The following is a 17156-nucleotide window of genomic DNA, read 5'->3' as shown; positions in this document are numbered from 1 at the left end:
CAACTGCATGGCCACCGCTACGCCCGCTTCCGAAGTCACGTTCGCGTCGCCTGCCAGTGCCTGATTGCAGCCGCAGCGCAGAACATCAAGAAAATCGCCCTTTGCCAGTGGCCAAAGCCAAGAACCGGCTTCGCCTGAGGCCCAAGAACCACCCGGTGTGCCTCCTGCGCCATCCNGTCAAATTATCCTGACACCANAATCGCAAATCCATTCAGTCCCATAAAACAAAACCCCGCCGAAATTCGACGGGGGTTTGTCAGCAGTCTGAGGGCGGGATGTCCCGCCCTCTCCATATCGACGATGTGCGGCCGGATCAGCTCTTGATCACCGACTTGCCGGCGTAACGCGCCTGCTTGCCGAGTTCTTCCTCGATGCGGATCAACTGGTTGTATTTGGCCATGCGGTCGGAGCGCGACAGCGAGCCGGTCTTGATCTGTCCGCAATTGGTGGCGACGGCAAGATCGGCGATGGTCGAATCCTCGGTCTCGCCCGAACGGTGCGACATGACGGCCGTGTAGGCTGCCTTGTGCGCGGTCTCGACCGCGTCGAGTGTCTCGGTCAGCGAGCCGATCTGGTTGACCTTGACCAGTATCGAGTTGGCGACACCCATGCGGATGCCATCGCGCAGGCGCGCCGTGTTGGTGACGAAGAGATCGTCGCCGACAAGCTGCGTCTTCTTGCCGATCAGGTCGGTCAGGTATTTCCAGCCTTCCCAGTCATCCTCGGCGAGGCCGTCCTCGATCGAGATGATCGGATAATCGGCGGCGAGCTTGGCGAGGTACTTGGCCTGCGCCTTGGGGTCGCGCGTCTTCTTCTCGCCCTCATAGACATAGTTGCCGTCCTTGAAGAACTCGGTCGCGGCGCAATCGAGGCCGAGCGCGATCTCTTCGCCCGGCTTGAATCCGGCCTTCTCGATCGATTCCATGATGAAGTCGAGCGCCACCGGCGCGCTCTTCAGGTTCGGCGCGAAGCCGCCCTCGTCACCGACATTGGTGTTGTGGCCGGCATCTTTCAGCTTCTTGCGCAGCGTGTGGAAGATTTCCGAACCCCAGCGCACGCCTTCGCGCAGCGTCGGCGCGCCGACCGGCAGGATCATGAATTCCTGGAAGTCGATCGGATTGTCGGCATGCGCGCCGCCATTGATGATGTTCATCATCGGCACCGGCAGGACATGCGCCTTGGTGCCGCCGACATAGCGATAGAGCGGCAGGCCGGCGGCATCGGCCGCGGCTTTCGCGACGGCCAGCGAAACGCCCAGAATGGCGTTAGCGCCGAGCCGGCTCTTGTTGGGCGTGCCGTCAAGCTCGATCATCGTCTGATCGATATGGATCTGGCTTTCGGCTTCCATGCCGCCGATCGCCTCGAACAGTTCGCCGTTGACCGCCTCGACGGCCTTCAGCACGCCCTTGCCGAGATAGCGGGCGCCGCCGTCGCGAAGTTCGACGGCTTCGTGGGCGCCGGTCGAGGCGCCCGACGGCACAGCGGCACGGCCCATCGAACCGTCTTCGAGAACGACATCGACCTCGACGGTCGGATTTCCACGGCTGTCCAGGATTTCACGCCCGACAATATCGATGATGGCGGTCATTGCGATGTCCTCGATTGATCTGGAGAAAGGGGGCGCGCCCGTCTTAGCCAAAGCGACGCAAAAGGCAATCGGGCCCTGGCCGAATATTGCCGTTCGCTCGATTCACGAAGCGCAAGTTTCTGTCATCATAAGTCATGCCACCACACGCGCATTCCAGGTTATGGATGTTGTCGCGCGGGGCGAAACAGGAGGAGTTTCGCCATGTCTGAGTTGAGCGGTATCGTCAGTCTGTTCCTGATCGCCGCGGCGTTCCTGACGTCATGCGACAATCAGCAGTCACCGCCAAAAGCCTTTGCGCCTTTGGCGGCTTCGCACATCAGCGAGTAGCGTTGCCTTGAATCGAAAAGGGGGCCGTCGAAACGACCCCCTTTTTCGATTGTGGCGTCAATGCCAATAGGGCCTGACTTTGTAATACTGATAGGACTCGTCGCGCGCGCTCTCGCCATCCGCGCCGGCCAGTTCGTTGATCGAATGGGCAGGCGCTGCCTTCAGCTGTTCCTTGGTGAAGGGTACGACATAGCCGCCTCTTGCCTCATCATAGTCGAGGCTTGCCCAAGGAATGGCGTGGTACTTCTCGCTAATGCCGAGAAAGCCACCGAAACCGATCACCGCGAACATGATGCCATTCGACGTCTTGTCGAGCATGACATCCTCGATGCTGCCGATGCTGTCGCCTTGGGTGTTGTAGACGGTAGTGCCGATGACTCGCGAAGCGGCAATGGCTTCGGTGTGGCCTGTCTGGGTTGTCATTATCGTACTCCTCGTTGTCGTTGATCTCTGCCTGACAATGAGGGGCGCGGGCGAAAGTTCCAGACTTTTTGGTGGCTGCCTGATCACTCAGCGAGGATGAAAGTCACCTTCATGTTGACGCGATAGGCCGTGATCTTGCCGTCCTCGACAACGATCTTCTGGTCCTGGATCCAGGCGCCCTCGACGTTCTTCAGGGTCTTCGAGGCGCGCGCAATTCCCTGCTCGATGGCGTCCTGAAAGCTCTTACTGGACGACGAGGTGATTTCGGTGACGCGGGCGACAGACATTGGCTTCCTCCTGCCAAAACGCTCATTTGCAGGACAAAGCGTATAACCGGGGCTTGTTCGCTACAAGGCGGTGGCTTTTCAGCCCTTTGCGATCCTGTCGAAGGCCATCAGCCTTTCCAGCAGTGCCGGCATGTCTTTCAGCGGCACCATGTTGGGACCATCGGAAGAGGTCGAATTGTCGGGGTCCTGATGGGTCTCGATAAAGACGCCGGCAACGCCGACGGCAACGGCCGCGCGGGCCAGCGTCTCGACAAAGCGGCGCTCCCCGCCAGACGACCCGCCCTGCCCGCCCGGCTGCTGCACCGAATGGGTGGCGTCGAAGATCACCGGGGCGCCGATCTCGGCCATGACAGGCAGAGCGCGCATATCCGACACCAGTGTGTTGTAGCCGAAAGAAGCGCCACGCTCGGTGGTCAGCACATTGGCATTGCCGGAACCGGTGATCTTGGCGACCACGTTCTTCATGTCCCAAGGCGCGAGGAATTGCCCCTTCTTGACATTGATGACCTTGCCCGTCCTTGCGGCGGCGACCAGCATATCGGTCTGGCGCGACAGGAAAGCCGGTATCTGCAGCACATCGACATGCGGAGCAACAATCGCGCACTGCTCCTCGGTGTGGACGTCGGTCAGCACGGGAAGCGAGAATTCCTTGCGCAATTCGTCGAAGACGGGAAGCGCGGCGTCCATGCCGGCACCACGCGTTGCCGAAAGAGACGTGCGGTTGGCCTTGTCATAGCTCGTCTTGTAGACGAGGCCGATGCCGAGCCTGCCGGTCAGTTCCTTCAGCGCACCGGCCATATCGAAGGCGTGCTGGCGCGATTCAAACTGGCACGGGCCGGCGATCAGCGCGAGGGGCCCCGCATTGTCGAAGACGACATTGCCGACGGTTACCGACGAATTGGGCGCCAGGGGGTTGCTCATTGGATCTCCCGAAAGATGAAAGCCGCGCCCTGCCCGGGTGCCGGCCGCACGATGATGTCATTGCCCGACATATCGTGTTCGATGGCATTGGCCGCAAGCAGGCTTGCGGCGGCGTCAATGTCGCGGATCGAAAAAACCACGGCGGCGAAGCGCAATTCTGATGGCGCCCCGGCCGACATTCCAAAGCGCGCCGTGAAAGAGGCGGCGTCCAGGACGGTCAAGATCGCGTTCGGCAGATGAAAAGCGCCGCCTTGCGTATCCGCGGACGGGTCGTTGACCGCCACTGAAATCAGCCGGTGCTGCTCGGCGGGGGCGCCGCCGCTGATTGCAATCACCTCGACAATTCCGTCGACGCCGTTGGGGTGAGCCTGCAATGCTGCGCGGTCCACTTTCGGCGCATTGACGCGTTGGCAGGTAAAAAGAAATGCGTCCGTTTGGCCGTGAGCCGCAGCAAAGGCCAGCTTGAACGAGGCCGTATCGCTTTTGCCCGCCGCGTCGGTGAAGGTTCGCGAGAAGCTCAGCGTGTCTCCCGCCGACAGGCCGGCTTTGACATAGCGTTCATGGTCGCCATCGGCATTGTCCGTGCCAAGAACCACCGCGGAAAATCCCTCGTTGCCATGGCTTTCGCGATAAAGGCGGTCGCGCGCAACGAAGACATTGCCCTCGGCAGCCGCCTCTGTCGCAGCCTGTTCACTGCCAATCGCAAGCGGCTCCAGATAGGTGCCGTCGGCAAGGAAAACGCAGCAGTTTTCCGTGCCAAAGGGATGGATGCCGGTCGGAGCGACAACGAAGCCAAGCGCGTCGAGCCGGGCGCGCGCGGCATCGAGGCTCTGTGTCGGCAAAACCAGATGATCGAGCGGATGAATGCCTGATGAGGTCATGGAAGCGCGATGTGCATCATTCGGAAGATCGGTTCAAGACCTTGATCGCCGGCGGCGCACGTCGCGCTGGACGAATTGCGGGCCTGGCGGAAGGCCATCGACCTTCCCGGCGGCCTTCACGTGCTGCCGGTTGTTTCACGGGGCGCCGCGAACGGCACCTTCTGGAGCAAGCGCTGGATCAGCTTCCGGCCACGACATCAGCGGAATAGCGCAGTTCGCGCATTGGTTTGACGTTGCTGGTGGTCTGCGCATAGAGCGGGTGCGCCTTGTAGGCGGCCAGCGCCGCGTCATCGGCGAATTCCGCGTAGACGACGACATCAACTTCATCCGACAGCGGGTCGACCTTGGTGTTCAACGTGACCTCGAAAAGGCTGGAATGAGGAATATCGCCGAGCGCCAGCAGCCCGGTGCGAACAGCTTCCACATCTTCCTTGCGCCGTGCGCTGAAGAAAACGATATGCCGGATCAATCCCGCCTCCTCGATCTGAATATCGGGGTCTTTTGTGACGGCGGTCTCTTCGCGTCAACCGGTCATGGCGCCACACGTCTTGCGACGCGCCTCGATCGGGGCAGGACCTCAGTTGCCAATTTGAAGGGGGGATGTCTAGGTCTTGCCGGTGACGTAGCGCACCGCATGGGAAACCTCCCTGACCGTGAAGTCGAGATACCGGCCCTGATTGTAGAGGCCGTCCCAGATCAGGAAGAACGCGATGGCGGCAATGACAATTACATAACGCATGGCTAAAGCTATCGCACTAGCGCTGCTGCTGCCATAGGCGTTTTTGATTGGGCTGCAGCGGCCTTACGCAAGGCGTCAGATGCCGGGCGCCGCGTGGCACGGTCCAGCTTTCGGCATGCCTCTTGAAGTTCCCCCTCATGACGTGGAAGATTGTGGCAGGCATTCACTGGAAGCGCTGAAGCTCTGGCTAAGGGGCGCGCTTTCGTTCGAGCCCGCCTGTCGCCGGATCCGCAAGCTACCGGTCGAGGCAAGGGCGTTCGAACCCGGCGGATGATCCAAGGGAACCGTAGCTCGGCAATTGCGCCGACGCCACGGAGATCCAGGGGCATGGAATGGGACACGGGGAACATCACGGCACAGTGCCGAGCGAAGCGGTCAGGCTTGATGAATTCAATTTCGCCGAGATCGTCAAGGGCCTGCCGGCCAAGGCGCGCATGGTGCTGTCGGCGGCCATGAGCCTGCCGCGCGGATCGCTGAAGGTCAGGATGCCGGACGGCCGCGCCGTTCTCGTCGGCGGCAAGGCGCCGGGTCCCGACGCCGAACTCGTGCTCAAGAACTGGCGTCTGCCAGGCCGCGCCTTTTCCGGCGGCACGATCGGCGTTGCCGAATCCTATATGGACGGCGATTGGGAAAGCCCTGACGTCACCAGCTTCCTCGAACTGTTTGTGGTCAACTCGGCGATCGGCGAACGCGTCGCGGGCGGCGCCAGCTGGCTCATCAACACGGTCCAGCGCATCCGCCACTGGTTCAACGAGAACACCCGCACGGGGTCGAAGCGCAATATCTCGGCGCATTACGATCTCGGCAACGCCTTCTACAAGGAATGGCTCGACCCGAGCATGACCTATTCCTCGGCGCTTTACGCCAATGGCGCCAACGATCTCGAGAGCGCCCAAGCCGCCAAATACCGGGAGCTGGCCAGGGATACGGGCATAAGTGGCAAGGATCATGTGCTGGAGATCGGCTGCGGCTGGGGCGGCTTTGCCGAATTCGCGGCGCGCGAAATCGGCTGCCGGGTTACCGGATTGACCATCAGCCGCGAGCAGCACGATTTCGCCAAGGCGCGCATCGCCAAGGCCGGGCTTGCCGACAAGGTCGACATCAAGCTGCAAGATTACCGCGATGAAACCGGCACTTACGATCGCATCGCCTCGATTGAGATGTTCGAGGCTGTCGGCGAGAAATACTGGCCGGTATTCTTCTCCAAGATGAAGGCTTGCCTGAAGCCCGACGGCACCGCGGGGCTGCAGATCATCACCATCAACGAAGCCGCCTACGACACCTACCGCGCCAGGCCGGATTTCATCCAGCGCTACGTCTTCCCGGGCGGCATGCTGCCGACGCCGTCCATCTTGAAGTCGCTTGGCGCGACGCACGGCCTTGCCCATCTACGCGAACGCGTTTTCCCCGAGGACTATGCCCGCACGCTTGCCGAATGGCGCCAGCGTTTCCGGGGGTCGTGGGAGAAGATCGTGCCGCTCGGCTTCGACGATCGTTTCAAGAAGCTCTGGGAATTCTACCTGCATTATTGCGAGGCCGGTTTCCGCACCAGCTATATCGACGTGCGCCAGGTGGTCTACAAGGCCTAAGGCTGGCCAGGCTGACAGGGCTTTTCCACGGATGCGCTGGATCTTGTCATGCCGGTGATCAAGGGCGATCCGCGCCGCCACCCCTCCAAAGAGCTGACGGAGGCCTTGGGATGCGGCCAGGACTGACCGCATCCGGCTTTGACGACCTTATCAGAGAAGAATTCGATATCTGGCAAAACCAGCTTCGCCCTCGCCGGCAGGCTCGATCCTCAGCGACTTCACATCGGCAATGAAGTCCTTTGCCTTGACGCCTGTCTCGAAGACGACGCTGGCTCCCGGCAACGGCGCGAACGACCAGTTGCCATCCGCCGTCGGGTTGATGGTGCCTTGGCTGATGACGTAGCGGACGATGACGTCGCGGTTGGTGTCAGGCGCCTCGTAGATGATCTTCGAGGCATTGATGTCGGGAAAGTTGCCACCGCCGCCGGCACGATAGTTGTTGGTCGCAACGATGAATTTCGCTGCTGGATCAATCGGCTTGCCGTCGAATTTCAGGTCGACAATTCGATTGGAACCGGCATTGGCGACGCCGCCCTTCGAATCGTATTTCGGCGGCTGCGACAGGTCTATCCTGTAGCTGACGCCATCGATGACATCGAAATTGTAGGAGGGGAATTCAGGGTCGATCAGCGGCTGGTCAGCCTTCCCTGCCTCGATCTTCTTGAAGATGCCGGCCGACATCTCCAGCCATTCCTTCACCTGCGCACCCGTGATCTCAACCGCGCGAACCGTGTTCGGATAGAGATAGAGGTCGGCGACGTTCTTGATTGCGATGTCGCCCACCGGCACGTCGGTGTAGTAGTCGGCGCCGCTGCGCCCGCCAGCCTTGAAGGGCGCCGCCGCCGACAACATCGGCACGTCCTTCCACTGGGTGCTCTTCAGGATATCTTTGAGATACCAGCTTTGCGCCTGGTTGACGATTTGCACCGACGGATCATCGGCCACCAGCGCGAAATAGGAATAGAGCGGAGCCGAGGTCTTGCCAACAGGGCGGCGCACATAGGCGAGCGTCGCCTCGTGGTCCTGCTCGAGAGCGGCAATGATGCGCTTGTCGTCCGGGACGATCGGCTTGTTCTTGTTGTCGACACGCTCGAAGATCGGCCGCGCCTCCGATGTCGCCGAGACCACTTTCCACTTCGACCCGTCGCGTTCCAGCATCAGGTCGATCAGGCCCATATGCGAGCCCCAGAAACCGCCCATGACGGCGGGTTTGCCTTGCAGCGTCCCCTTCTGTGCGTCAACGCCCTCTAGCGCCTGGAAATCCTTCTTGCCGGGGAAGACCAGGTGCTGGTGGCCGGTGAAGACCGCGTCGATGCCTTCGACGCCGGCGACGAAGAACGAGGCGTTCTCCATCATATCACCCTGTTTGACGTCGATGCCGGAATGGGAGAGCGCGATGACGATATCGGCACCCTCCTCCTTCATCTGCGGCACCCAGGCTTTCGCCGCCTCGACGATGTCGCGCGTCTTGACGTTGCCTTCGAGATTCTTGAGGTCCCAGATCATGATCTGCGGCGGTACGAAACCGATGATGCCGATCCTGATCGGCTGTTCCGCGCCTGACCCGTCCTTGATCTTCTTGTCCAGGATTATGTAGGGCTTGAGGTAGAGCTTGTCGTCGCGCGGGTTGGCGGCAAGCTCGGTGCCCCGGATGAGATTGGCGCAGACGAACGGGAAATTGGCGCCGGCCAGTACCTTGTCCAGAAAGGACAGGCCGTAGTTGAATTCGTGGTTGCCAAGTGTCGAACACTCATAGCCGAGCAGGTTCATGCCTTTCATGATCGGATGGAGATCGCCCTCCTTCAGGCCCTTCTCATAAGCGATGTAGTCGCCCATCGGATTGCCCTGCAAAAGGTCGCCGTTGTCGATCAGCATCGAATTGGCGGCTTCCTTGCGCACGGCGTCGATCAGGGACGCCGTGCGCGACAGGCCCATCGTGTCATTGGCTTTGTCGGCGTAGTAATCATAGGGCAGCACGTTCACATGGATATCGGTGGTTTCCATGATTCTCAGATGCGCCTGGTTGGCCTGCGCACGGGCGAAGAAGGGATGAAGCATGATCAGCGCCCCTGTGGCAGCGGCCCCCGCAAGGAGACCACGGCGAGAGACGGGATGGAGCAGTTGCGACATGTTTTCTCCTTACTTCGACGACCTGACAAGCCCTGCCCCGAAGCGAACTTCGCGCCGAAACCGGCTCAAGTCCACTCAAGAAGTCGCGCGCATCGGCACGCCAATTCATCAGCTACAGATGACGGCCGGATGAAAAGCGCGGTGAAGAAAGTCAGGTCTTGTCGTCGTCGCCCTGGGTGATCAGCCGGGCGCTGCGCTGGCCTGTGACGTAGATCCATAGCCAGCTCAGCGAAACCGCAAGCCGGTTGCGGAAACCGATCAGGAAATAGATATGGGCGATGCCCCAGAGCCACCAGGCGAGCCAGCCGGTCAGCTTGATCCTGCCGAAATCGATCGCGGCCGCGCGCTTGCCGATCGTCGCCAGATCACCGGCATGCTTGTAATGGAAAGGCCGCGGGCTCGTGTCGCCGGCAAGCCTGGCCTTGACGGTCGCGGCAACATGCCGTCCCTCCTGCTTGGCGGAAGGTGCCACGCCGGGCACCGGCCGTCCGTCGGGCCGCAGCACAAGTGCTGCGTCGCCGATGACAAAAATTTCCGGGCTGCCGGGCACACTGAGATCAGGCGCGACCAATACCCTGCCGGCTCGGTCCGCCTTCGCTCCCAGCCATTCGGCGGCGGGCGAAGCGGCAACGCCGGCTGCCCACAGGATCGTGCGGGCCGGCAGAACCGTGTCGCCAAAAACCACGCCTTCGGCATCGCAGCGCGTGACGGCCCGGCCAAGCTCGACCACAACACCAAGCCGTTCCAGCGCCTTCCCGGCATAGTCGGAGAGCGTCGGCGCGAAATTGGCCAGAATGCGGTCGCCGGCCTCGATCAGCACCACGCGCGTCTGGCGCGTATCGATGTTGCGGAATTCGCCGCGCAGCGTGTCATGCGCCAGTTCGGCAATGGTTCCGGCAAGTTCGACGCCGGTCGGCCCGCCGCCGACGATGGCAATGGTCAGCAGCGCCTGGCGCCTGGCGGGGTCGGGTTCCCGCTCCGCCTGCTCGAAGGCCAGAAGAATGCGGCGCCGAATGGTGGTGGCGTCCTCCAATGTCTTCAGGCCCGGTGCGAAAGGCTCCCATTCGTCATGGCCGAAATAGGCGTGGCGCGCGCCGGTGGCGAGCACCAGCGTGTCGTAGGCGACGGTGCTGCCATCGTCGAGCAAAACACGTTTGCCGGCCCGGTCGACTCCCGTGGCATTGGCCAGCAGCGTGGTCACATCCTTGCGCTTGCGCAGGAGATGGCGGATCGGCCAGGCAACCTCCGAGGTCGCCAGCGCCGTGGTTGCCACCTGATAGAGCAGCGGCTGGAACAGATGATGGTTGCGCTTGTCGATCATGGTGATGCGCACTGGCGCACCGGCCAGCGCGCGGGTGAATTCAAGGCCACCGAACCCGGCGCCGACGACGACGACATGGTGTCTGGCACCGCTCATTTCATTCACCCTTGATGGGCAAGATTGCCTGCCTAGATGTAGGTATTTTGTGCAATGCAACAATGGCAGGACAGTGCGCGAGACTCGTCGTGCCATGTCGTGAATGCGCAAGTTGTATCGTATCGTGAGGTATAGCGTCATCGAACGCGAGATGAGGTGAGGCATGGCTAAAGATCATGACGAACAGGGTCCGGCACAGTATGCCTCGCCGCCCTGCTTCCTGCATGAGCTCGATCCCGCGTTCCAAGCACCGCTCAGCGACTGGACCGACGTCAGGCGCTGGCGCAAGGCCGAGCGTGAGCGTCTGATCGCGGCGCGCCTTGCCGTTTCCGCCGATGCGCGAACGGCAATGTCGCAACGCATCGCGGAAGGCCTCGACGCCGTGATCGGTGGCATAGGAGGCCGGATGGTCAGCCTCTACTGGCCGTTTCGCGGCGAGCCGGATTTGCGGCCATGGATGGCGTCGATCAACGCGCACGGCGGCCGCACCGCGTTGCCCATCGTCGTCGAAAAGGGTCAGCCGTTGATCTTTCGCGCCTACAAACCGGGCGACCGGCTGGAGAAAGGTGTGTGGAACATCCCGATCCCGGCCGAAGGCGATCCGGTGCTGCCGGACATCGTTATCTCGCCCATTGTCGGCATTGATCCGGCAAGCTATCGGCTGGGCTATGGCGGCGGCTTCTTCGACCGCACGCTGGCCGCCATGTCGTTCAAGCCACTGGTCATCGGCGTCGGCTACGAATTGCAGCGCATCGCCACCATCTATCCGCAGTGGCACGACATCCCCATGGACCGGATCGTGACGGAGGCTGCCACGGCATAAGTTAGAGCCCGTTTCGAAGGCAGAAAAACGCCTTCAGATGGCCATAGGAACGAGGTTTCGGTCGGGCTCTAAGCCATTTCCGGCTTCAATCCCATGGCCGTTCGGTCGACGATTTCACGCAAGGCGAAGGACGAATTGATCTTTGTTACATGCGGCATCGCCGACAACCATTCCTTGTGGATGCGCTCGTAGTCGACGAGATCCTTCGCCGCGATCCTCAGGATATAGTCGTACTCGCCCGACATCAGGTGGCACGACAGTACGTTCGGACAGCGTTTGATCGCCGCTTCGAAGTCCGACAGCGTCTTCTCGAACTGGCCGGAGAGGGATATGTGGACGATCGCCGTCATCTGGTGGCCAAGGGCTGCATTGGAAAGCCGGGCGTGATAACCGCGAATGGTTCCGGATTTTTCCAGATTGTCGAGCCGGCGCGAACAGGCCGACTGCGACAGGCCGACCTTTTCCGCAAGGGCCGCGTTCGGCATCCGGCCATCCTTCTGCAATGTCTCCAGAATGGCGATATCAATCCTGTCGAGCGGCATTCTTCGTGATTCCTGCGAACATCAGTACATTTTTCGCAACGATTATCGAAGGACGCGCGCTCCTGCAAGCGCATTCGCAAACACCTGCGCGCCGATTCATGGTTCACTGCGTCCACACAGGGAGTGAGCCCAAAAGGGCCCGGATCAGGAGAAGAAAATGCGCGTCGGCTGCCCCAAGGAAATCAAGAACCACGAATACCGTGTCGGCCTCACGCCGGGCTCGGTCCGCGAATATGTCGCCCATGGCCATGAAGTTCTGGTCGAGGCCGGCGCGGGCGCCGGCATCGGCGCCGATGACAATGCCTATCGCGCCGCCGGCGCCACCATCGCCAAGACGGCCGCCGACGTGTTCGCCAAGTCGGACATGGTCGTCAAGGTCAAGGAGCCGCAGCCCAACGAGTGGGTACAGCTGCGCGAAGGCCAGATCCTCTACACCTATCTCCACCTGGCCCCGGATCCGGAACAGACCAAGGGCCTGCTCGCTTCGGGCGTCACTGCGATTGCCTATGAAACCGTGACCGACGATCGTGGCGGGCTGCCGCTTCTGGCGCCGATGTCGGAAGTCGCTGGCCGCCTGTCGATCCAGGCCGGCGCCACGGCGCTGCAGAAGGCCAATGGCGGCCGCGGCGTGCTGCTCGGCGGCGTGCCCGGCGTGCTGCCCGGCAAGGTCACCGTGCTCGGCGGCGGCGTTGTTGGCCTCCACGCGGCCCGCATGGCCGCCGGCCTTGGCGCAGATGTCACCATCATCGACCGCTCGATCCCGCGTCTGCGCCAGCTCGACGACCTCTTCGACGGCCGGGTCCACACCCGTTACTCGACCGTCGAGGCGCTCGAGGAAGAATGCTTCTCGGCCGACATCGTCGTCGGCGCCGTGCTCATCCCGGGCGCTGCCGCGCCGAAGCTCGTCACCCGCGAAATGCTGTCCGGCATGAAAAAGGGCTCGGTACTGGTCGATGTCGCCATCGACCAAGGCGGCTGCTTCGAGACCTCGCACGCGACCACCCATGCCGAACCCACCTACGAGGTCGACGGTGTCATCCACTACTGCGTCGCCAACATGCCTGGTGCGGTGCCGGTCACTTCGGCCCATGCGCTGAATAACGCAACGCTGCACTATGGCCTGCAGCTCGCCGACAAGGGCCTGAAGGCCCTGGTCGACGACCATCACCTGCGCAACGGCCTCAACGTCCACAAGGGCAAGATCACCAACCGCGCGGTCGCCGAAGCGCTCGGCTATGAACTGGTCGAGCCGAAGGCAGTACTGGCAGCTTAATACACCCGAAAGCTTCCTTCAGTCCCCGCCGGCTCAAACCGGCGGGTTTTTTCTTGAGCGATGGGTGCAGAGAACAAAAAAGCGGAGCCAAAGCCCCGCTTCCTCGATATCGAGATTGCCGCCGGTTCATCCGCGGTCGGCCAATCGATCGACAACGGCTTTCTAGCGCGTCCATGCGACAGCAGTGCGACAGAAGCTTTCTTTCGGCAATCGTTGCATCTCATGCGCGCTCGATACGGCACTGGTAGCAATTGTTCCGCGCCGAGCGGACATGCACATAGGCAATGTCTTCACGCTCGAACAAGGTCTCGGCTCGTGCGGCAATTGCTTGGGTCGGGATGACGCCACCGCTACCGTAGACGATACGATCATCGCTGCCATAGCCGCGCACGATATAGTCCGGGCTATCGAGAATCTCCGGCGGCAGCCCTGCCCCGGCGGCACGCTCGCACTCCTGGGCATGCAGGAAGATCGGCCCTGTTTCAGCGTAGGGCTGAGGGTTCGGAAATGGCCGGTAGGCGAGGATTAGGTAGACATCCCCGGCGGCGATATTCCTAAGGCAATGCCGGCAAGGCATGCCATCACCGTCGGAGATTTTCCGCTCGGGCGTCTGGCCATAGGCATCGGGGCCGCCGCGCTGCAGGGCCCTTACATCTTCGGTCGGCAGAGCTGTGAACTGGATGGTCATGGCAAGATCTCCGGTGCTATCGACCGGAAACTACCCGCTCACGACAGGGCTTCCCACCCGATTCCCGCCAAGCATCCGGGAACCGATCCGATGTGAGAATCGGCCCCCGTAGACCTTCGATAGGATCACCGGCATCTTCAGACAAAAGCCGGCTAATCAGTGCGGCAAATCACTTGATGAAATCGTCGAAGCGGCGGTTCAGATTCCGGCTGGAGTTACGGCCGCATGACGCTGGCCGAGCGCTCGGCGAAAGGCAGGGGATGCACGACCTCTTTCTTCTGAGCGACCGGCTTGAAACCGAGCTTCTGGTAGAGCGGCAGGGCTGCGGGGTGGTCGAGCGTGCAGGTCTGCACCGTCACCCGTTTCGGCCCATACGACCATGCCGCCGCAATCGCCGAGCCAAGGAACCAGCGGCCGATGCCTTGCCCGGTGGCGTGTTCCATCATGCCGAAATAGGCGAGTTCGACTTCCTCGGGCAGATGCGGCTTGAGGTCGAAGAAGCCTGCCGGCGAACCGTCGAGATAGAGCACCCTGATGTCGCGATCCTCGCGGTGGATTCCGGCCGACAGCTCGTCGTCATTCAGCCTTAGAACATTCACCCAGTGCCATTTGCGCCCCACCCGGTCCATCAGGTAGCGGTAGAAATGCAAGGGAATATCCCTGGTCTTCAGCAGTGCGACCTGGCGGTTGTAGGGCACCGGTGGCGAGGCGGCCTGTGGGGCATGCATCTCCAGAAAAGTCACCGTGACTTCAATATCCTGCAGCACGCCGTTTTCCATCAATTCATTCCTTGCCGGTCGTCGCTGGGCCGGTCACGACCGGTGTATCGGACAGCCCGCCCCATTCGGTCCATGAGCCGTCATAAAGCCTGTTGTCGGTGTGGCCAAGCGTCTCCAGCGCCAGCGTGACCACCGCGGCGGTGACGCCGGAGCCGCAGGATGTGACCACTGGTTTGGACAGGTCGATACCGGCGTCCTCTATCACCTTGCGCAAACGGTCTTTCGGCAGCAGCCTGCCGTTTTCGGAAAGCGCCGAATAAGGGATGTTGCGCGCGCCCGGCATATGGCCGGAGCGGATGCCAGCGCGGGGCTCGGGCTCGACACCGGTAAAGCGGCCCGGTCCCCGGGCGTCGGCAATCTGGCTTGCTTTCGTATCGACGATCCGGCGCACGTCGGCCAGACCGACGACGCGACCGGCATCGAAATCAGCATGAAAGACGCTTGGCGCGATCTTGGTCGGCTCGGCCGTTACCGGCCGGCCGGATGCCTTCCAGCCGTCGAAGCCGCCGTCCAGAATATAGGTCTGGAAGACGCCCATGATGCGGAACATCCACCATGCCCGGGGCGCCGAGAAGAAACCCGGGCCATCATAAACGACGATGGTGTCATCGGCCGAAACGCCCATCGAGCCGACATACTGGGCGAAATGCTGCGGCGATGCGAGCGTATGCGGCAAGGCGGCGTCGGGATCCGAGACGGCATCCTGGTCCAGGAAACGGGCGCTTGGAATATGGGCTGCATCATACTCGGCGCGCGCGTCGCGTTTTTGCGCCGGCAGATACCAGGAGGCATCTATAATCGTCAGGCCCGGCTGGCCCAAGCGCTCCTGCAGCCAGTCCGCGTCGACGGTGAAAGGACTGTCTTCGGCCATCTTTTTTTCTCCTACCGCCTTTCGACGGTGTCTGTCTGTTCAGTTCGCCGGCATGGGGCCGAAGCGGATGCGGAAGCGCCTGTTCTCCCGGCCCTTCTTCTCGATCTTGCCGATGTGGATCTCGCCGATTTCGCCGGTGCTCTTCACATGGGTGCCTCCGCAGGGCTGGCTGTCGACCGAGGCGCTTTCGCCGATGCAGACGAGGCGGATATTGCCCGTGCCAACGGGCGGTCGGACATTCTTGGATTTCACCAGGCCGGGATTGGCGGCCAATTCCTCGTCGCTGATCAGCCTGGTGAAGATGGGATGATCTGCCCTCACCAGGTCCATCATGCCGGCAGTCACATCTTCCTTGGTGAAGCTGGCGTCCGGAATGTCGAAATCGACACGGCTGTCGTCCTCGGAAACCGCCGCACCGGTGATCGGGAATGGACAGACGACGGTGAGCAGGTGGCAGGCAGCGTGCATGCGCATCAACAGATGCCGACGCTCCCACAAGATTGCCAGCTTCACCCGCTCGCCAACGGCCGGTGCTGCCTGCTCCGGCGCCGGCACGTGGATGATCTCGTCCTTGGTTTCGCCTGTAATCGTGGCGGCGATCTCGATGCGGCTGCCGTCGGCACACTCCAACGTGCCGCTATCGCCCGGCTGGCCGCCAGAAGTGGCATAAAAGATCGTCCGGTCGAGGATGATGCCGCCGCGCTCATTGATGGCGACGACCGTGGCGTCAGCCGTCCTGAGATAGGCATCGTCGCGAAACAGCGCTTCTGTCTTGTGCGCCATCACGCGACCTTTTCGAACGGCACCGAGATATTGCTCTGCAGTTCCATCCAGCCCGGCACAGGCAGCTTCTTGTCGCGCAGGAATTCCGGGTTGAACAGCTTCGACTGATAGCGCGTGCCGTAGTCGCAGAGGATCGTCACGATGGTGTGGCCCGGGCCCAATTCCCTGGCCAGCCGCATCGCGCCGGCAACGTTGATGCCGGTCGAACCGCCGACGCACAGGCCTTCCTCCTGGATCAGGTCGAAGACGATCGGCAGCGCGTCCTCATCCTTGATCTGGTAGGAGAAGTCAGGCGTGAAGCCTTCGAGATTGGCGGTGATGCGCCCCTGCCCGATGCCTTCGGTGATCGAACTGCCCTCGGACTTTAATTCGCCGCTGGTGTAGAAACTGTAGAGGGCGGCGCCGAGAGGATCGGCGAGCGCAATCTTGACGTTCTTGCTCTTGGCCCTCAAACCGAGCCCGACACCGGCCAGCGTTCCGCCCGAACCCACCGCCGAGACGAAACCATCGACCTTGCCGCCGGTCTGGGCCCAGATTTCCTCGGCCGTGGTACGGATATGACCATCGCGGTTGGCGACATTGTCGAACTGATTGGCCCAGATGGCGCCGTTCGGCTCGGTTCTCGCCATCTGCTCGGCCAGCCGCCCCGACAGCTTCACGTAATTGTTGGGGTTCTTGTAAGGCACGGCGGGCACTTCGATCAGCTCGGCGCCGAGCAGCCTGATCGTGTCCTTCTTTTCCTGGCTCTGCGTATCCGGGATGACGATGACCGTGCGATAGCCGAGCGCCTTGGCGACGAGCGTCAACCCGATGCCGGTGTTGCCGGCCGTCCCCTCGACGATGACACCGCCCGGCTTCAACAGGCCACGTTGTTCGGCATCGCGGATGATGAACAGCCCGGCGCGATCCTTGACCGACTGGCCCGGATTCATGAACTCGGCCTTGCCCAGGATCTCGCAGCCGGTCTCTTCGGAAGCTTTATTGAGGCGGATCAGAGGCGTGTTGCCGATCGCGTCGATCACAGAACGGGGCATTCAGGATTCCTTGTGTACGTGCGTCGAAACCCTAGAAACCCAACGCTTCGGTTTCAAGGCA

The 17156-nt window shown here is 61.8% G+C and carries 19 protein-coding genes; 4 read left to right on the top strand and 15 right to left on the bottom strand.

Annotation, left to right across the window (positions count from 1 at the left end; all coding sequences use genetic code 11):
* Positions 1 to 313: 313 nt before the first annotated feature.
* Positions 314 to 1588, bottom strand: coding sequence for a phosphopyruvate hydratase (eno, locus tag M653_RS0123970; protein WP_027145613.1), 1275 nt, complete (start codon positions 1586 to 1588; stop codon positions 314 to 316).
* 201 nt (positions 1589 to 1789) lie between these two features.
* Here eno and M653_RS1000000138130 point away from each other — a divergent pair, with 201 nt between their 5' ends.
* On the top strand, positions 1790 to 1915 hold the full coding sequence (locus tag M653_RS1000000138130; protein ID WP_084636826.1) for a hypothetical protein: 126 nt from the start codon (positions 1790 to 1792) through the stop codon (positions 1913 to 1915).
* 57 nt (positions 1916 to 1972) lie between these two features.
* Here the strand turns inward: M653_RS1000000138130 and M653_RS0123965 are convergent, their stop codons facing one another.
* The 6 genes from M653_RS0123965 to M653_RS1000000138125 all read right to left on the bottom strand — a co-directional run bounded on the left by M653_RS0123965 (position 1973) and on the right by M653_RS1000000138125 (position 5166).
* Complete coding sequence (locus M653_RS0123965) at positions 1973 to 2338, bottom strand: PRC-barrel domain-containing protein (protein ID WP_027145612.1); 366 nt, start codon at positions 2336 to 2338, stop codon at positions 1973 to 1975.
* Between the two features lie 83 nt (positions 2339 to 2421).
* Entirely contained in the window at positions 2422 to 2625 is a 204-nt protein-coding gene (locus tag M653_RS0123960) for a dodecin family protein (protein ID WP_027145611.1), read from the bottom strand.
* Positions 2626 to 2703: 78 nt separating this feature from the next.
* Complete coding sequence (kdsA, locus tag M653_RS0123955; RefSeq protein ID WP_027145610.1) at positions 2704 to 3546, bottom strand: 3-deoxy-8-phosphooctulonate synthase; 843 nt, start codon at positions 3544 to 3546, stop codon at positions 2704 to 2706.
* Positions 3543 to 4427, bottom strand: coding sequence for a VOC family protein (locus tag M653_RS0123950; RefSeq protein ID WP_027145609.1), 885 nt, complete (start codon positions 4425 to 4427; stop codon positions 3543 to 3545). The genes kdsA and M653_RS0123950 overlap by 4 nt, the downstream gene beginning before the upstream one ends.
* 178 nt (positions 4428 to 4605) lie before the next feature.
* Positions 4606 to 4896: a Dabb family protein gene (locus M653_RS0123945; protein ID WP_027145608.1), complete on the bottom strand. Its 291-nt coding sequence runs from the start codon at positions 4894 to 4896 to the stop codon at positions 4606 to 4608.
* Between the two features lie 135 nt (positions 4897 to 5031).
* Positions 5032 to 5166, bottom strand: coding sequence for a hypothetical protein (locus M653_RS1000000138125; protein WP_280940117.1), 135 nt, complete (start codon positions 5164 to 5166; stop codon positions 5032 to 5034).
* A 332-nt stretch (positions 5167 to 5498) separates the two neighbouring features.
* On the opposite strand from M653_RS1000000138125, the gene M653_RS0123935 reads away from it, so the two are divergent.
* Positions 5499 to 6755, top strand: coding sequence for a cyclopropane-fatty-acyl-phospholipid synthase family protein (locus M653_RS0123935; RefSeq protein WP_027145607.1), 1257 nt, complete (start codon positions 5499 to 5501; stop codon positions 6753 to 6755).
* Positions 6756 to 6905: 150 nt separating this feature from the next.
* On the opposite strand, the gene M653_RS0123930 is transcribed toward M653_RS0123935, so the two are convergent.
* Both M653_RS0123930 and M653_RS0123925 read right to left on the bottom strand, forming a co-directional pair.
* Entirely contained in the window at positions 6906 to 8885 is a 1980-nt protein-coding gene (locus M653_RS0123930) for a bifunctional 2',3'-cyclic-nucleotide 2'-phosphodiesterase/3'-nucleotidase (protein ID WP_027145606.1), read from the bottom strand.
* A gap of 151 nt (positions 8886 to 9036) precedes the next feature.
* On the bottom strand, positions 9037 to 10302 hold the full coding sequence (locus M653_RS0123925; protein WP_027145605.1) for an NAD(P)/FAD-dependent oxidoreductase: 1266 nt from the start codon (positions 10300 to 10302) through the stop codon (positions 9037 to 9039).
* A 163-nt stretch (positions 10303 to 10465) separates the two neighbouring features.
* On the opposite strand from M653_RS0123925, the gene M653_RS0123920 reads away from it, so the two are divergent.
* A complete protein-coding gene (locus M653_RS0123920; protein ID WP_027145604.1) occupies positions 10466 to 11125 on the top strand; it encodes a 5-formyltetrahydrofolate cyclo-ligase in 660 nt (219 codons plus the stop codon).
* A 68-nt stretch (positions 11126 to 11193) separates the two neighbouring features.
* Here the strand turns inward: M653_RS0123920 and M653_RS0123915 are convergent, their stop codons facing one another.
* Positions 11194 to 11667 (bottom strand): Lrp/AsnC family transcriptional regulator, encoded by a 474-nt coding sequence (locus M653_RS0123915; protein ID WP_015317948.1) that lies wholly within the window; start codon positions 11665 to 11667, stop codon positions 11194 to 11196.
* Between the two features lie 157 nt (positions 11668 to 11824).
* Between M653_RS0123915 and ald the strand changes: the two genes are divergently transcribed.
* On the top strand, positions 11825 to 12940 hold the full coding sequence (gene ald, locus M653_RS0123910; RefSeq protein WP_027145603.1) for an alanine dehydrogenase: 1116 nt from the start codon (positions 11825 to 11827) through the stop codon (positions 12938 to 12940).
* A 220-nt stretch (positions 12941 to 13160) separates the two neighbouring features.
* Here ald and M653_RS0123905 read toward each other — a convergent pair whose 3' ends face one another.
* From M653_RS0123905 to M653_RS0123885, 5 genes are all read right to left on the bottom strand, one after another.
* The gene (locus tag M653_RS0123905) at positions 13161 to 13628 is read right to left on the bottom strand and encodes a DUF1203 domain-containing protein (RefSeq protein ID WP_027145602.1); all 468 of its coding nucleotides are present in this window, start codon (positions 13626 to 13628) and stop codon (positions 13161 to 13163) included.
* A 215-nt stretch (positions 13629 to 13843) separates the two neighbouring features.
* A complete protein-coding gene (locus M653_RS0123900; protein ID WP_027145601.1) occupies positions 13844 to 14407 on the bottom strand; it encodes a GNAT family N-acetyltransferase in 564 nt (187 codons plus the stop codon).
* 4 nt (positions 14408 to 14411) lie between these two features.
* Positions 14412 to 15278, bottom strand: coding sequence for a 3-mercaptopyruvate sulfurtransferase (sseA, locus tag M653_RS0123895; RefSeq protein ID WP_027145600.1), 867 nt, complete (start codon positions 15276 to 15278; stop codon positions 14412 to 14414).
* 39 nt (positions 15279 to 15317) lie between these two features.
* The gene (locus M653_RS0123890; RefSeq protein WP_027145599.1) at positions 15318 to 16061 is read right to left on the bottom strand and encodes an alanyl-tRNA editing protein; all 744 of its coding nucleotides are present in this window, start codon (positions 16059 to 16061) and stop codon (positions 15318 to 15320) included.
* On the bottom strand, positions 16061 to 17095 hold the full coding sequence (locus M653_RS0123885; protein WP_027145598.1) for a cysteine synthase A: 1035 nt from the start codon (positions 17093 to 17095) through the stop codon (positions 16061 to 16063). The genes M653_RS0123890 and M653_RS0123885 overlap by 1 nt, the downstream gene beginning before the upstream one ends.
* Between the last annotated feature and the right edge of the window lie 61 nt (positions 17096 to 17156).

It is taken from the genome of Mesorhizobium sp. WSM3626 (assembly GCF_000513935.1).
GTDB classification, from domain to species: Bacteria; Pseudomonadota; Alphaproteobacteria; order Rhizobiales; family Rhizobiaceae; genus Mesorhizobium; species Mesorhizobium salmacidum.
Note: the sequence above shows the minus strand (reverse complement) of the source record. Positions and strands in the feature narration are given on the sequence as shown.

What these genes read in the sequence shown, in the direction of transcription:
- eno (WP_027145613.1), bottom strand. Translation starts at nt 1,588, where the DNA reads ATGACCGCCATCATCGATATTGTCGGGCGTGAAATCCTGGACAGCCGT.
- M653_RS1000000138130 (WP_084636826.1), top strand. Translation starts at nt 1,790, where the DNA reads ATGTCTGAGTTGAGCGGTATCGTCAGTCTGTTCCTGATCGCCGCGGCG.
- M653_RS0123965 (WP_027145612.1), bottom strand. Translation starts at nt 2,338, where the DNA reads ATGACAACCCAGACAGGCCACACCGAAGCCATTGCCGCTTCGCGAGTC.
- M653_RS0123960 (WP_027145611.1), bottom strand. Translation starts at nt 2,625, where the DNA reads ATGTCTGTCGCCCGCGTCACCGAAATCACCTCGTCGTCCAGTAAGAGC.
- kdsA (WP_027145610.1), bottom strand. Translation starts at nt 3,546, where the DNA reads ATGAGCAACCCCCTGGCGCCCAATTCGTCGGTAACCGTCGGCAATGTC.
- M653_RS0123950 (WP_027145609.1), bottom strand. Translation starts at nt 4,427, where the DNA reads ATGACCTCATCAGGCATTCATCCGCTCGATCATCTGGTTTTGCCGACA.
- M653_RS1000000138125 (WP_280940117.1), bottom strand. Translation starts at nt 5,166, where the DNA reads ATGCGTTATGTAATTGTCATTGCCGCCATCGCGTTCTTCCTGATCTGG.
- M653_RS0123935 (WP_027145607.1), top strand. Translation starts at nt 5,499, where the DNA reads ATGGGACACGGGGAACATCACGGCACAGTGCCGAGCGAAGCGGTCAGG.
- M653_RS0123930 (WP_027145606.1), bottom strand. Translation starts at nt 8,885, where the DNA reads ATGTCGCAACTGCTCCATCCCGTCTCTCGCCGTGGTCTCCTTGCGGGG.
- M653_RS0123925 (WP_027145605.1), bottom strand. Translation starts at nt 10,302, where the DNA reads ATGAGCGGTGCCAGACACCATGTCGTCGTCGTCGGCGCCGGGTTCGGT.
- M653_RS0123920 (WP_027145604.1), top strand. Translation starts at nt 10,466, where the DNA reads ATGGCTAAAGATCATGACGAACAGGGTCCGGCACAGTATGCCTCGCCG.
- M653_RS0123915 (WP_015317948.1), bottom strand. Translation starts at nt 11,667, where the DNA reads ATGCCGCTCGACAGGATTGATATCGCCATTCTGGAGACATTGCAGAAG.
- ald (WP_027145603.1), top strand. Translation starts at nt 11,825, where the DNA reads ATGCGCGTCGGCTGCCCCAAGGAAATCAAGAACCACGAATACCGTGTC.
- M653_RS0123905 (WP_027145602.1), bottom strand. Translation starts at nt 13,628, where the DNA reads ATGACCATCCAGTTCACAGCTCTGCCGACCGAAGATGTAAGGGCCCTG.
- M653_RS0123900 (WP_027145601.1), bottom strand. Translation starts at nt 14,407, where the DNA reads ATGGAAAACGGCGTGCTGCAGGATATTGAAGTCACGGTGACTTTTCTG.
- sseA (WP_027145600.1), bottom strand. Translation starts at nt 15,278, where the DNA reads ATGGCCGAAGACAGTCCTTTCACCGTCGACGCGGACTGGCTGCAGGAG.
- M653_RS0123890 (WP_027145599.1), bottom strand. Translation starts at nt 16,061, where the DNA reads ATGGCGCACAAGACAGAAGCGCTGTTTCGCGACGATGCCTATCTCAGG.
- M653_RS0123885 (WP_027145598.1), bottom strand. Translation starts at nt 17,095, where the DNA reads ATGCCCCGTTCTGTGATCGACGCGATCGGCAACACGCCTCTGATCCGC.